General features: G+C 53.5%; 12 protein-coding genes and 1 pseudogene. 2 read left to right on the forward strand and 11 right to left on the reverse strand.

Annotated elements, in window-relative coordinates; genetic code table 11:
- Window positions 1-37: 37 nt before the first annotated feature.
- From BLW59_RS08680 to BLW59_RS08720, 9 genes are all read right to left on the reverse strand, one after another.
- Complete coding sequence (locus BLW59_RS08680) at window positions 38-637, reverse strand: GerMN domain-containing protein (RefSeq protein ID WP_051650379.1); 600 nt, start codon at window positions 635-637, stop codon at window positions 38-40.
- A 19-nt stretch (window positions 638-656) separates the two neighbouring features.
- The gene (locus BLW59_RS08685) at window positions 657-1,730 is read right to left on the reverse strand and encodes an N-acetylmuramoyl-L-alanine amidase (protein ID WP_074697473.1); all 1,074 of its coding nucleotides are present in this window, start codon (window positions 1,728-1,730) and stop codon (window positions 657-659) included.
- Between the two features lie 88 nt (window positions 1,731-1,818).
- Window positions 1,819-2,019 (reverse strand): DUF3006 domain-containing protein, encoded by a 201-nt coding sequence (locus tag BLW59_RS08690; RefSeq protein WP_074697474.1) that lies wholly within the window; start codon window positions 2,017-2,019, stop codon window positions 1,819-1,821.
- Complete coding sequence (locus BLW59_RS08695; protein ID WP_029544954.1) at window positions 2,016-2,954, reverse strand: ComEC/Rec2 family competence protein; 939 nt, start codon at window positions 2,952-2,954, stop codon at window positions 2,016-2,018. Before BLW59_RS08695 ends, BLW59_RS08690 begins: the two co-directional genes overlap by 4 nt.
- On the reverse strand, window positions 2,947-3,759 hold the full coding sequence (locus BLW59_RS08700; protein WP_029544956.1) for a Cof-type HAD-IIB family hydrolase: 813 nt from the start codon (window positions 3,757-3,759) through the stop codon (window positions 2,947-2,949). The genes BLW59_RS08695 and BLW59_RS08700 overlap by 8 nt, the downstream gene beginning before the upstream one ends.
- A gap of 225 nt (window positions 3,760-3,984) precedes the next feature.
- The gene (locus tag BLW59_RS08705; RefSeq protein WP_074697475.1) at window positions 3,985-6,717 is read right to left on the reverse strand and encodes a hybrid sensor histidine kinase/response regulator; all 2,733 of its coding nucleotides are present in this window, start codon (window positions 6,715-6,717) and stop codon (window positions 3,985-3,987) included.
- A complete protein-coding gene (locus BLW59_RS08710) occupies window positions 6,710-7,735 on the reverse strand; it encodes a BMP family ABC transporter substrate-binding protein (protein ID WP_175463397.1) in 1,026 nt (341 codons plus the stop codon). Before BLW59_RS08710 ends, BLW59_RS08705 begins: the two co-directional genes overlap by 8 nt.
- 64 nt (window positions 7,736-7,799) lie before the next feature.
- Window positions 7,800-8,876 carry a BMP family ABC transporter substrate-binding protein gene (locus tag BLW59_RS08715; protein ID WP_139283608.1) on the reverse strand — a complete coding sequence of 359 codons (1,077 nt, stop codon included), beginning with the start codon at window positions 8,874-8,876 and terminating at the stop codon, window positions 7,800-7,802.
- Window positions 8,877-9,082: 206 nt separating this feature from the next.
- Window positions 9,083-9,562: a methylated-DNA--[protein]-cysteine S-methyltransferase gene (locus tag BLW59_RS08720; RefSeq protein ID WP_413778183.1), complete on the reverse strand. Its 480-nt coding sequence runs from the start codon at window positions 9,560-9,562 to the stop codon at window positions 9,083-9,085.
- 225 nt (window positions 9,563-9,787) lie between these two features.
- Here BLW59_RS08720 and BLW59_RS08725 point away from each other — a divergent pair.
- Window positions 9,788-9,877: pseudogene (locus BLW59_RS08725) on the forward strand (isocitrate/isopropylmalate family dehydrogenase); the annotation flags it as partial.
- 292 nt (window positions 9,878-10,169) lie between these two features.
- On the opposite strand, the gene BLW59_RS08730 reads toward BLW59_RS08725, so the two are convergent.
- Window positions 10,170-10,538, reverse strand: coding sequence for a metal-sensing transcriptional repressor (locus tag BLW59_RS08730; RefSeq protein WP_349254360.1), 369 nt, complete (start codon window positions 10,536-10,538; stop codon window positions 10,170-10,172).
- Window positions 10,531-13,659, reverse strand: coding sequence for an isoleucine--tRNA ligase (gene ileS / locus BLW59_RS08735; RefSeq protein ID WP_074697477.1), 3,129 nt, complete (start codon window positions 13,657-13,659; stop codon window positions 10,531-10,533). Before ileS ends, BLW59_RS08730 begins: the two co-directional genes overlap by 8 nt.
- 575 nt (window positions 13,660-14,234) lie before the next feature.
- Between ileS and BLW59_RS17105 the strand changes: the two genes are divergently transcribed.
- A partial coding sequence (locus BLW59_RS17105) for a helix-turn-helix domain-containing protein (protein WP_139283609.1) occupies window positions 14,235-14,536 on the forward strand: 302 nt, incomplete at its 3' end.

A 14,536-nucleotide genomic window follows, 5' to 3' on the forward strand; every position in this document is an offset into this window, starting at 1 on the left:
GCTTAAAGACTATAAAGTCAAAAAATCAATGTGTGAATCAGAGCAAATCCTTCATGCGCTCCAGAGGAGTGCTGAGGTCCATGTGGCCGGCAATGGTCTCCACGGGACTGCCCTCAATGAGAATCTGCACCTGCTTCACTTCCGGGAACTCCGTCAGGGTATTCACAATGGAGCCCACCAGCATCTCCTCGCCAGTGGAGCCGCCCACGAAGTGCTTAACCAGATCCTGGGAGAAGTCCACCCTGGCCACGCCCCCCTCCAGCTTCACGCCGCGGAGCTTGGCCTGCTTGGGGATGATGACGCTCTGGTTCTTTTCCTTGGTGCCCTGCATGAGAGACTTCACGGCCTCGGCATACTTGTCCTTGTCAGCACTCACCGTGAACTTGCGCTTCACAGCGATGAGCTTGGTACCATCGGCATTGGGATAGTAGACCTTGGTGCTTATCTCCTGGGGCTTTTCCTCCTTCTTCTCCTGCTTCTCTGCCTTGGGTGCCTGCTTTTCCTGTACCGTGGTGATGGAGCCGGAAGAACCGGAGGAACTGCTGGTGCCCTGGCCCTCCTGACAGCCTGCTGTCACCAAAAGCGTCAGCACCATCAGGCAGGCAGCCAGCCATCTCTTGCTTGCAAAAATCTTCATCTATTTCCCCTCCCTGCTCTTACTCGCCGAAATAACGGCTGATGCCGCGCGCAATGGCCTTGGCCAGAGTGGTCTGGTACTTGTCATCTCCCAGCAGGGCTTCTTCCCTGGGATTGGTGATGAAAGCCAGCTCCAGCAAGGTGGCGGGCATGGAAGAATGCTTGATGACGTAGAAGTTGGCCGTCCTGACACCACGGCCAGCCAGGCCGCCATCCTTCAGAAGCTCATTGTAAATGGAAGTTGCCAGCTGCTCTCCCCTGACAGAACCGGGGAAATAATATGTTTCCATTCCCTTGGCCTCAGGATTGGAAAATGCATTGCAATGGATGGAAACAAAGATGTTGGCCCCGGGAGTGAACTCACCCACGTTGACCCGGGCCTGCAGCTCCTGCCTGTCGGTGGCATTGCGGCCATAGACATCAACATCGCGGTCACGGGTCATGACCACCCGCGCCCCGGAAGCCTCCAGCAGGGTCTTGACCTTCTTTGATACAGCCAGGGTCGCGGTCTTTTCCGCCAGGCCCGTGGGACCCACAGCTCCAGAATCGCTGCCGCCATGACCGGGGTCAATGACGATAGTGCGTCCCTTGACGCCCTTGAAATTCTCATCGGCGCCGCCCTGGGGCTCTGCAAAGATGTCCACTACCAGCCGATATGGTTTCCCTGCCTTATGGTCGGCCTTTTCCACATGGACACTGTACATATCCTCAGTGACATTCTTGCCCAGTTCTATGACCACCTGGGTATGGCGCCTTTCCAATTCGCTGATGGTCAGGCGCTTGACCAGGGAATTATTGAGCTTGATATTCTTCTTCAGCTTCCCGGGCTTGGTGCTCTTCATATCCAGCACCAGCTGCTTATGAAGAAAGGTCTTGGGAATGACCTGGTAATCAAGGTTATCCTTGTCCATGCCAATCTCAATCCGGAAAGCCTTGGCTCCCTGGATCTCAGTCTCATAGCTCTTGAAATAATTCAGCTCATGTACGGGTGACTTCTCCGCTGCCTCTACGCTGCCCTGCCCCATGACCAGCATGGAAAGGCACATCACCAGAAGCGCTGCCGCCGAAACTGCACGGCAGAAAAACTTGCACATCAAAAGGACTCCTCCCTAGTAAACAACCAACGAACAAACTTCCGTATATTTTAGTCTCCCTTTCTGGGAAATTTCTGCAAAGCCAGCCTTATTCCTGCAATAACCGCAAAGCTTCTGCCTCAGCTTCTGCAGTTTTTTCTTCATCCCGGCTGATTTCTATTTTCAGGTAGTCACCTTCCTCAGCCTCCTCAGGCAGGAAAGACTTGGGAAAGTTTACCTTTTTTTCCTCCTCACCTAAGAGCAATACTGCCAGACTGCCCTCAAAGCGGTCAAGATATGCCGAAATCACTGGACATCCCCCTTTTCCACAGCTATCTCATAAGTCTTGCCGTCACTGGTCAAAGTGATGGTGCCGTTCTTGTCAGTCTCATAGACCTTCATCTTCAGGGCTTGATACTTCTTCAGGGTTTCTTTATGGGGGTGGCCGTAGTCATTGCCCGCGCCGCAGGAGATAAGCCCCACTTCCGGATTCACGGCCCTCAGCCACTCCTTGGAAGATGAGGTCTTGCTGCCGTGATGGCCGGCTTTCAGCACCTGGCTGTGAATATCTGCGCCCCCCAGAGCAGCCAGTATATCCTTTTCCTCAGGGCCTTCGCCGTCGCCGGTGAACATCATCTTGAAGTCACCGTAGATAAGCTGTCCCATGACCGATTCATTGTTCGGGTCATGCTTGTAGCCTGACTGGGTGCCCTTGGCTGCCAGTTCCTCCGAGGGAGCCAGCACCTTGAACATCACGCCGCCCCCCAGTTCCAGCACTTCACCAGCCTTGAGGCCATGGCGCTTGATGTCTTTGGCCTTCAGTTCCTTCATATAACGAAGGTAGATTTTGGAAGTGGACGGCATGCCGTTGTCATAGACCTCTCCCACTTCAAAATCAGAGAGAATCACGTCCATGCCACCGATGTGGTCGGCATGGGGATGGGTGAGGATGACCTTGTCCAGCCGCTTCACTCCGGCTTCTTTGAGCTCTGCCTTGAGCTTTTCCCGCTCGTCAACATCGCTGGTGTCCACCAGGACTGTCTGCTCCCCGGTTTCAATGAGGATTGCATCCCCCTGGCCCACATCCAGCATCTTCACTGTCAGTTTCGCCTTTTCCTGCTGCACCTGTGCTGCACTGCTCTCTGCCGAAGAAGTGCCGCCCCCATTTCCTCCCGGGGCACAGCCCGTCAGCAGCGCCGACAGCATCAGGAGCACTCCCAAAAGCACTCCCACTTTTTCACGCATTGTCTTCGCCTCCCAGGATGTAATGCTTTATGCCATAGGCCACACCGTCTTCTGCCACCGTGGGCATGATGAAATCGGCCTTTTCCTTCAGCTCCGGCTGGCCGTTGCCCATGACCAGAGCCGTGCCCACCGTATCCATCATTTCCAGATCGTTGAGGCCATCCCCGAAAGCGTAGCTCTGCTCCTGGGGCAGCCCCAGCTTCTCAAGGGCATGCTCAATGCCCGTGCCCTTGGTCACTTCTGTAGCATAAAGCTCCATGTTCTTCAGGTGGGCAGGGTCCATGAGCCCCGTAAGCCCCGGCCAGTTCAGCAGCTTCTCAAAGAGACCGTTGCCGCCGGGATTGTCACAGACAAATTCCATCTTGTAGACCTCAATGTCCCCCAGCTCAAATTCCTCCACGAAATTCTTCAGGGAAACATCTATGCCCACATAGAAGCGCCGCACCTGGTCAAACTCCGGCCGCAAGTAAATCTTCTCCCTGCCCTCCAGCACATACTGCACCTGATGCTCCTCACAGAGCCTGACGATTTCCTGCACCGTCTCTTTCGGCAAAGGCTGGTCATTCAAAACCTGCCCGTCCGCCAGCACAAAAGCTCCGTTCATGAGCACAAAGCCGTTGAACAGCCCCGGCTGCATGAGCTCTTCATCCAGGTAGGCCAGAGGCCTGCCACTGGCAATGAAGGCATAATGCCCCGCCTGCCGAAGCTCCTTGATAGCCTCTTTCACCTTTGGCGTCAGCTTGGTGTGCCCCTTCCTTATATCGATCAGGGTGCCATCAATATCGAAAAAAACAGCTTTCTTCATGGAATCCCACCTTTTAAGACTTAACTAACCCCTATAGTACTAGATTTGTCATGGTTATTCAAGAAAAAAAGCACCCAGCCTGAAGGCCAGGTGCCCATACAAAACTACTCATTCAGTTTCTTGTCTGCATACTGCAGCAGGATATGACCGCTTTTCCTGTTGGTAGCCAGGGGGATATCATCACATTTCGGGGGATTTTTTTACTTGTTCTTCAAGGCAAACTGCCTACCCGTCTGCAAGGATTTGCCCTGCTTTTTCCCAATCCAGCTTTTCTATTGCTGTCCGGATGCTCTGATAGCGTTTTTCCTCATCTTCCGGCAAGCGATAGTCCTCCAATGATTCCAGAACAAACATCGCATTGTCATAGTCAAAGGAGGCGACAAATTCCTTCAAGGTATCGTATGCTTCTCTCAGCGCCGCCTCATCAATGGGCATTTTTTCCTCGTCCCGCTGCTTCGGCGGGCAAAGAGGCGCGAGTTTTTCTGCGAAACCGCGGTAAATGGACAATAGCGCCGGCGTTTCCACCTTGATTTTCTCTATCTCGCCGGCATTTCCCGCATACTCCATGCGTTTCGCCATTTCTGAAAGCAGTTTCGCACCGATGATGCGCGCCGTGCTCTTGAGGGCATGGACTTTGGTCGTATAATTTGGCCAGTCCTCACTCTGGAAATAGCCTTCGATATCCGCAATCCCTGACCAGGCCGACTCGGCAAACACCTTCACTGTGTCCAGATAGGCAGCTTCCGAACCGCAATGCCCTATGCCCTCCTGCGTGTCGATTCCCTCCAGCTCCTGAAGCCAGGAGGGCAGAATATTTTCTTCAGCAGGTGCATCTTCCGTTCCCTCCTCCCGCACGCGCACTTTTTCCTGAGGCAGATATTGGATCAGCACGCTTTCCAATTTAGCGCTGTCTACGGGCTTGGTCAGATAGTCCTGGAACCCGGCAGCCAGGTATTCCTCCCTAGCCCCCGAAATAGCGTTGGCCGTCAGAGAAATCACAGGCGTCTCGCGGTTCGGATTGTCCGGCATTTCCTTCATGCACTTCAGCGTTTCGATGCCATCCTTCCCTGGCATCATATGATCCAGGAAAATGAGGTCATACTTCTTTTCCCGGGACAGGGAGATTCCCTCGTCCCCATCGCTGGCCGTATCGATCTGAATCTGCGTCTGCTTCAGAAGCCCCTTGAACACTACCAGATTCAGCGGGGTATCATCCACCACCAGGACACAGGCATCGGGGGCTACAAACTTTTCCTGGTATTTTTTATGCTCGGAAAGATGCGCCTGACGGGCTTCCTGGTAGTCTCCCAAAGATTCCCAGCTGACAACTTTCTGCCGCAGGGAAAAGTAAAACTCGGAGCCGCTGCCATAGACACTGTCTACCTGCAGCTCTGTACCCATCATGCGAAGCAGTTTTCCTGTGATGGCCATGCCCAGGCCAGTGCCTTCGATCTTGCGGTTGCGCTTTTCCTCGATGCGTTCAAACTCGGAAAAAAGCTTTTTGAGATCCTCATGCTTGATGCCTATGCCCGTATCCTTCACAGAGACATGAAGCAGCACCTCATCCGGCGCCTCCTCGCTCCGGTCAAAACCAACGGAAAATGTCACACTTCCCTTTTCCGTATATTTCACCGCATTGGTCAGGATATTCGTGATAACCTGCTTGATGTGGATCTCGTCCCCATAGAGCCGTTTGGGCAGCTGGGGATCAAATTCCAGCACCAGGGAGAGATTCTTGCTTTCCGCCCGCACCTGAATCATCGTCACAAGGTCGTTGAGGCTGCCCAAGAGGTCGTATTCCGCGGAAATGATCTCTATTTTGCCTGCCTCGATCTTGGAGAAATCCAGAATGTCATTGATGATCCCCAGCAAAGTGTTGCCGGCAGCCTTCACATCTTCGGCATAAGCCAGGATGTTCCTGTCCTCACATTCCCGCAGGATCATCTCATTCATGCCGAGAACAGCATTGATGGGTGTACGGATCTCGTGGGACATATTGGCAAGGAAATTGCTCTTGGCGCGGGAAGCTTCCTCGGCCATGGCCTTTGCCTTTTTGAGTTCCTCACTCTCGTAGATATCATCCCGGATCTGGACCAGATACATGGCACCAACCGCAACCAGCAGCATCAGCAAGCCGAATACCCAAACCACCAAAAGCGTAAGGCTTCCGATTCCCTCGGAGGCTTTTTCCTTCGGCACGAACCCCGCAATCAGATAGTTCGTTCCCGGGATTTCCGCCTCAAGCAGCAGCATATCTCCCCGGGTCGTATTGAAGGTGCGAGCCGCCGCCATGGAGGTTTCCATATCCCGATGCATGGAATGGAAGAACTCCCTTAGCTCTCCACTCTGCATGAAATCCATATCTTCCTCGTCAAGCTGTGCAAAGGGAATGATAATATCACCTTTACGTGTGACGACACACATCCTGCCGATATCATCATAGCAGCTGATAGAAAACCTCTCCCTGATGGTTTCGGGGGGGTAGAGCCGATAGAGAACATATTTGATATTCTTGCCATGGAACACCGGACAGGTGAACAGAATTCCCCGATCCTGCACAAAGGTGATTGCCCTTTCCCCTCGCACAGAGGTCTGTATGCCATCGTAGGTGTAAAGGGACAGACTGTCCCCCAAAATTGCCTGGCCGTCAATAGCCAGCAGCCCCTGCTTCAAGCCTGCCTCATTGAAGACCAAGGGCATGAGCCTCTCCATTTCTTCCGGATTAGCTTCAATCTTGGAAGCGATATAGTTGAGAATGTCCAGCTCCGCTCCCAGCTTTTCCGCAGCTTGTATTGCCAGTGTCTCCGCCTGCCGCTTCGTCTGATTCTCTGTATAATGAATCAAGAGCTCGCTCATCCGCTGCTGAAACAGCGCCCCCACAACCAGCAATATCGCAGCAAAAAAGAGGGTGGCCAGGAGATTGCTTCCCTTCCCTTTAAAAGAGAATCTGCTATTCATATATCTCTACTCCCTCAACAAACCAATCCATACCGGTAAACAGCTCATGGTCACTGATTCTTTCGCCCTCCCTGCAACGAATGTTTCCCTTGTTGTCGCGTATCAAGCCGGAAAACACATCCCAGTTCGTCATGATACGCTTCTCTTCCCGCTTCATCAGCGCGCTGGTCCAGGGCTGCACCAGCGGAGACAGGGGATACAGCTTGACACCGCCTTCTGCTATATCCAGCCAGTAATTGCGGGACGTGTTCGTCCTCCCGCTCAGATAGTCCCCCAGCACTCTCCTGTATACCATAGTCCAGTCATACAGCGCCGCCGTCAGGAACCGCTCGGAGTACTGTTCATACACACTGTCATAGCCAGTGCTTAAAAGCCCCAGTTCCTCCGCTTCCCGCACAGCATGGGGCATATCCTCATGATAGGTGATGACATCTGCGCCCCTGCTGGCCAGAAGGGCGACACTTGCCCGCTCCTCTTCTTCATTATCCCAGCTATTGACGAAACGGACAATGAGCCGCGCCTTCGGGTTGGCAACGCGCATTCCTAAAGCATAAGCATTGATGCTGCGATTGGCCTGAGCATTCGGCGTCGCAGTCACATAGCCCAGCACCCCTGTCCGGCTCTCGCTGCCTGCTACAATACCCGCCAGGTACCGCGCCTGATAGAGACGGGAAAAATAGGTAGTGCAGTTTTTCTCCTTGCCCTTGCCGGAAATGGAAAAAAAGGCAACATGCGGGTGCTGCTTGGCAATCCTGTCCACATACTGACCGTAGCCGAAGCTGGTCAGATAGATGGCATTGACGCCTTCGCTGATCAGTTCCTCGACAGCATGGTTCAGTGCCCTCTCATCCTCCGGCACATGTTCCCTCACCCGGAGGACGCACCCGTATACGTCACAGGCGCTCGACAGGCCATCGTAGTGGCTCTCATTCCAGCCCCGATCCGCTTTCGCTCCAATCAGGACTAGACCAACCACAGGCTGCTTTTCTGTTTCGGGAAGTTTGAAACTCCTTATCACGACCACAATCGCCAAAATGCAAAACAATACAAGCAGCAGCGGTAGTTTGCGTCTCAGCCATTCCTTACTCTTCAACCGTCACACCCTCCACACACCAATCAAATCCGTTGAGCATTTCGCTGTCCGACATAGATTCCCCTGCCTCCACGCGGACATTGCCCATGTTGTCTGTAATCGGTCCATAAAAAACATCGAATTTCCGGCTCCGCATCTTTATGTTGGCCGCCAGCACTTCCTGCTTTGTTTCCGGCTTCACATTTCTGGTGAAATCCGAAAGCGAAACAATGCCGTCCTCCAGGTTCATCCACTCATGGCTTCCATGGAATTTTCCCTGCAGGCAGCTCAGGATTTCTTTGCGGTAGCATACATTCCATTTCCAGATGCAGGCAGTCAGATAGGTCTTGGGAAATTCATCGCTATTGTCCAGATTGTAGCCTATGGACCACACGCCCCGCTTCTCCGCCTCCCTATGGGGATGAATGGAGTCCGTATGCAGGGCCATGGTGTCTATGTCGGGATGGCTGTCCATCAGATTGTTGAATGCTTCTCCGGCCGCACTGTCCTCCGTCCAGGAATTACAGTAGCGTACATAGACCTGCGCGTCCGGGCGTATGCTTCGCACTCCTAGCGCAAAGGCATTGATGCCCCGGATTACCTCCGGGATGGGGAAGGCCGCCACATAGCCGATGGCTCCCGTATCCGTCCGCATCCCTGCCACAATGCCCGAAAGATACCGTGCCTGATACATCCTGCCGAAGAAGGAAGACAGATTGCTGCTGTGTCCTGTGCCCGTAGCATGAAGGAAATACACATCCGGGTACTTCTCCGCAGCCTTTTGCATGGATTCACCGAAGCCAAAGGATACTCCCACGATGATTTTGCAGCCCTTGTCCCGAATGAGGCTTTCGATATCCTTGTAACAGTCGGCGGACACATTCTCCTGACAGACGATTTCCAGATTCAGCTCGTCCTGCAGGGATTCCAGTGCCTCATAGTGTGTTTGGCTAAAGCTGCGGTCTGAGCGTGAACCGTTCAGAAGCAGTCCCACTTTGGTTGTCTTATTGGCCAAATCCACGCTCTGCCAATCATCTCTGATCAGCAGGATTCCCGCGATGACCGCCATGAGAACCAGAATTGTCAAAATGAGGATTCTCCGCACAAAGCTCCTCCTTTCCCAAAGTCGACAGATATCGCAGGAAAATTTCCGCCACCTGTCAGCTTCATTGCTACATGGTCCAGCACAAACAAAAATGTTCAAACCTTGGTTACTTATAATTTTAGCAAAAGAATCTCTTTTTGTGTACGATATTTTGCTCGCCCAAGAGGCAGGATTGTACCACCTCCATGCTATGTGATGTTTTCAAGCTTCAGCAGCCATTCCTTCCGCCAAAGCCCTCCCCCATAGCCTGTGAGGCTGCCATCCTTTCCTACCACCCGGTGGCAGGGAACGATGATGTCTACAGGGTTATGTCCTACAGCCCCGCCCACTGCCTGGGCAGACATTTTTCCCAGCTGCCGTCCCCTGGCAATCATGTCGGCTATCTCCCCGTATGAAATTGTCTGACCATAGGGAATAGTGAGCAGTATTTCCCACACTGCCCGCCGAAAATCTGACCCTTGCAATGAAAGCTGCGGCGTAAAATCCGGCACTTTACCGGAAAAATATAAGTCAAGCCAGCGGCAGGCATCCGCAAAAACAGGCAGGGCCTGCGTCACCTGCAATGCCGAGGGCTCATCCACAAAGGACAGCCCGGTGAGAGCTTCCCCATCGCTGGTCATAAGCAGGGAGCCTAGGGGAGATTCATAACAACCAGCATAATACTTCAAGATAGACCACTCCTTATTCCTTCAGCTTCAGTCCGTCATGCAGGAAACGGCGGCAGGTATGCACATAATCTTTCATTTAGTTTCCATAGTCAACCATCATATTTCCATTTACATCTGATATACTTCATCTTGTTTACAGGACTTGAAATAACAAGACTGGAGGGAACAAGATGAAGAAGATCAAACAGCTCGGCCAAACCATATCCAATAATGGTGGACGCCGCCAGCATGTTCGAGCCCATCCACGGCAGCGCCCCAGATATCGCTGGCCAAGGTCTGGCGAACCCCCTGGCTGCCATCTGGAGCGTCGGCCAGCGAACCCCTGTCCAACATGGCCCACGAACAGCAGCAGGCCCTGCGGCAGTTCAAGTTCTAAAAACACCGCCTCCATTGAAATTCAGATTGCAAAAGCGCCCAACCGCAAAACAGGATTGCGGTTGGGCGCTTTGCTTAGGAACTGGAACGAAATAAATTATGCAGATTGCGTAGGATAAATTTTTGCTGTCAAGGCGGAGGAGCGAGGCGTAGCCGGCTACGCCGAACGACGACAACGCAGACAGCAGAAATTTAGACAAGCAAGATGTTTGATTTATTTCGTGATAGTTCCTTACTTTATGAAACTGTCTATAGCCTTGCTGAGTTCTTCCAGGGCCTCACGGTCCTCATGCTGCACCGCATCCACGATGCAGTGCTCCATGTGGTCCTTGATGATGACCCGGCTGACTCCCTTGAGAGCGCTGTCCACCGCTGCCAGCTGGGTGAGCACTTCCGTGCAGTCCCTGCCGTCCTCCACCATCTTCTTGACGGATTGGAGATGGCCGATGATGCGGGCCAGGCGGTTCACCACGCTTTTGGTATGCGTATGGCTATGGGTATGTGGGTGGCGGTGGACGATCTTGCCATCCACCAGCACATGGTCATGGTCAAGTTCCACCATCAGGTCCTTGTCCACGGCCAGACGCTTCGCATCACTCAACGGACAACACCACCGTCTCGCCGTTGATGTTCCACTCCTTGGCATGGGTCACGTCACTGCCGTAGACCACCTCATCTGCCAGGGTCACGGAACGCAGCATCTCCTCGTTCTCTGCCTTCTTCACGATGGCCAGGAGCTTGTCATTGCCGGAGAGCCCAACCTTGATGTGGTCGGTGACTTCGTAGCCGTTCTCCTTGCGCATGGTCTGCACCTTGCTGATGATCTCCCGCAGGAAGCCTTCCTCAAGAAGTTCTTCGCTGAGGGTGGTTTCCAGGGCAATAGCCACCTCGCCGTAGCTCTGGCAGTTGTAGCCCTCGGCCTGGCTCATGGAAATCTCCACGTCCTCAGAGGTGAGGCTGTACTCCGTGCCATCGGCCAGGGTGACCTTGAGGCTGCCAGTGCTGTCCAGGGACTCCTTGGCCTGACGGCCATTCATGGCCCCAAGAGCATTCTTCACTGCCCCCATGTTCTTGCCCACCTTGGGGCCGAGAGCGCGGAAGTTGGGCTTGAAGGTATAGATGGTGAAGTCCTCCATGTCTTCCTTGAAGACAACTTCCTTCACATTCAGCTCGTCCTCCACGATCTCCTTGAAGAAATCATCCAGAGTGCCGGCAGCCTTCACGAACATGTGGCCGATGGGCTGGCGGTTCTTGATGTTGGCCTCGTTGCGGGCAGCGCGACCCAGCACCACGATGGAGAGCACCAGTTCCATGTTCTGCTCCAGCTCGGTATCGATGAGGGCCTCGTCTGCCACTGGGAAGTCTGCCAGATGCACGGACACGGGAGCAGCCTTGTCAATGCTGCAGACCAGATTCCTGTAGATGCTTTCAGTCATGAAAGGAATCATGGGAGCAGCAGCCTTGGCAGTAGTCACCAGAGCCGTATAGAGAGTCATGTAGGCATTGATCTTGTCCTGCTCCATGCCCTTAGCCCAGAAACGGCTGCGGCTACGGCGCACGTACCAGTTGGAAAGCTCGTCCACAAAGGACTGGAGAGCCTTGGCAGCCTCAGTCACGCGGTAGTTAGAGAGGCAGCTGTCCACTTCCTTCACCATGGTGTTCAGGCGGGACAGGCACCACTTGTCCATGACGCTGAGCTTATCGTACTCCAGGCTGTACTTAGTCGCATCGAACTCGTCGATATTGGCATAGAGCACGAAGAAGGCGTAGGTGTTCCACAGGGTGCCCATGAACTTGCGCTGTCCTTCCTGCACAGCCCCGTCATGGAAGCGGTTGGGCAGCCAGGGCGCGCTGTTCTCGTAGAAGTACCAGCGGATGGCATCGGCGCCATGCTTGCGGAGGGCGTCCATGGGGTCAACGGCATTGCCCTTGGACTTGGACATCTTCTGGCCGTTCTCATCCTGCACATGGCCCAGCACAATGACGTTCTTGTAAGGTGCCTGGTCAAAGAGCAAAGTGGAAATGGCAATCAGGGAGTAGAACCAGCCGCGGGTCTGGTCCACTGCCTCGGAGATGAAGTCAGCCGGGAAGCGCTTCTCGAAGATATCCTTGTTCTCGAACGGATAATGCCACTGGGCAAAGGGCATGGCGCCGGAGTCGAACCAGCAGTCGATGACCTCCTGCACGCGGTGCATTTCCTTGCCGCACTCAGGGCACTTGATGGTCACTGCATCGATGTAGGGGCGGTGCAGCTCGATTTCCTCCGGGCAGTTGTCGGACATTTCCTTCAGCTCGGCAATGGAGCCAATGGCATGCTGATGACCGCACTCACACTCCCACACCGGCAGCGGCGTGCCCCAATAACGGTTGCGGGACAGGCCCCAATCCTGCACGTGCTCCAGCCAGTCGCCGAAGCGGCCCTCGCCGATGGATTTCGGAATCCAGTTGACGGTGTTATTGTTGGCAATGAGCTTGTCCTTCACATCCGTCATCTTGATAAACCAAGTTTCCCTAGCGTAATAGATGAGCGGAGTGTCGCAGCGCCAGCAATGAGGATAGCTGTGCTCGAACTTGGGCGCCTTGAAGAGCTTGCCGCTCTTCTTCAGGTCATCGATGATCAGGGGATCGGCATCCTTCACGAAGACGCCGGGCCAGTCGGTCTCTTCCGTCATCTCGCCCTTGTTGTTGACGAACTGCACGAAAGGCATATCGTACTTGCGGCAGACACGGTTATCGTCCTCACCGAAAGCCGGAGCGATATGGACAATGCCGGTACCGTCAGAGGTAGTTACATAGTCATCGCAGACCACATAGAAAGCCTTTTTCTTCAGCTTGCCCTCTGCATAGGGGTAAAGGGGCTCGTACTCGCGATGCTCAAGATCCTTGCCCTTGTAACGCTCCAGCACCTCACGCTCGCCTTCCACGCCCTCGAAGACGGTATCCACCAGAGCCTCAGCCAGGTAGTAGACCACGCCTGCCACCTTGACCTTCACATAGTCAACCTCAGGATTCACGCAGAGACCCAGGTTGGAAGGCAGGGTCCAGGGAGTGGTGGTCCAGGCCAGGAAGTATGCATCTTCGTCCTTGACCTTGAACTTCACCATGGCAGAACGCTCTTTCACGTCCTTGTAGCCCTGTGCCACCTCATGGGAGGAAAGAGGGGTGCCGCAGCGGGGGCAGTAAGGCACAACCTTGTGGCCCTTGTAGAGGAGGCCCTTCTTCCAGATCTCCTTCAGTGCCCACCACTCGGACTCGATGAAGTCATTCTCATAGGTGATGTAGGGGTGGTCCATGTCAGCCCAGAAGCCGACCACGTCAGAGAACTCCTCCCACATGCCCTTGTACTTCCAGACGGACTCCCGGCACTTCTTGATGAAAGGCTCGATGCCGTATTCCTCAATCTGCTCCTTGCCGTTGATGCCCACCAGCTTCTCAACTTCCAGCTCCACCGGCAGGCCGTGGGTATCCCAGCCAGCCTTGCGCAGGACTTTCTTGCCCTTCATGGACTGATAGCGGGGCAGCATGTCCTTGATGACGCGGGTCAGCACATGGCCGATATGGGGCTTGCCGTTAGCCGTCGGCGGACCATCGTAGAAAGTGAAGGTATCGCAGCCCTCACGCTGGTCAATGGCCTTCTGAGCAATGCCCTCTTTTTTCCAGAATTCTTCTACTTCCTTCTCACGGGTGACGAAATCAAGGTTGGTGTCTACTTTGCTATACAACTCTATTCCCCCTAAAAAATATAAAAGCCTGCATCCCAAACAGGATGCAGGCCTTGCCTACACTTATACCACCTATTTGCCACGTACCATCATACGCTGCTTCGTAACGGGAAGAACCGGCGGGGCTTACGTGTCCCAAGGGACTCTCAGCCTGCTGCTCCGAAGTGATGTTCAGCCCGCCCTACTAGCCCCCGGCTCTCACCAGCCCCGGTTCGCTTTGACGTTCCTGCGTGCCTACTGTCTCCATCAACGCATTTACATATTAACACAAAAAATATTCTACCATAAGATAAAGTATTTTTCAATCAAATGCAGACAAATTTTAGGAAACACTGATTAAATGAAGTCATACAGATTGGCGCAGATTGTTTGTCCTTCCCAAGGCGACAAACCGGAGGCATAGCGGGCTATGTCGAGGATTTGTCAACGCAGGGAGGGCAGACAAGATACGTCAAGATGGGTGGCTGAATTAATCAGTGTTTCCTTTACATAAGAAAAACCCGGAAGGCATGACTGATATGCTCCCCCTATGAGAGACAGTAAAAAATAAAACTGTCATCATAGGGGGATTTTTCATGCCATGTAAGCAAAAAGCAACAGCAGAAGAGAAAACCAGAGTTGCCCAAGAATGCCTTTCGGGTAGAATGACACGTAGTGAAGCCGCATCATTATTACAAGTAAATAGGACAACCATTGACGAATGGATATATCAGTACGAATCGGAGGGCTCCTCAGCTTTTTCGCCGCGTAAACGCAATCGTGTTTACACAGCAGAACTCAAGACCCGGGCCGTTATCAGTTATTTGAATGGTGAGGGCAGCTTGATGGATATATGTCGCAAATATGCTATTCACGACACACATCAGCTAAGAAATTG

Origin of the sequence: Selenomonas sp. KH1T6 (assembly GCF_900108415.1) — a bacterium.
Lineage (GTDB): Bacteria > Bacillota > Negativicutes > Selenomonadales > Selenomonadaceae > Selenomonas_B > Selenomonas_B ruminantium_A.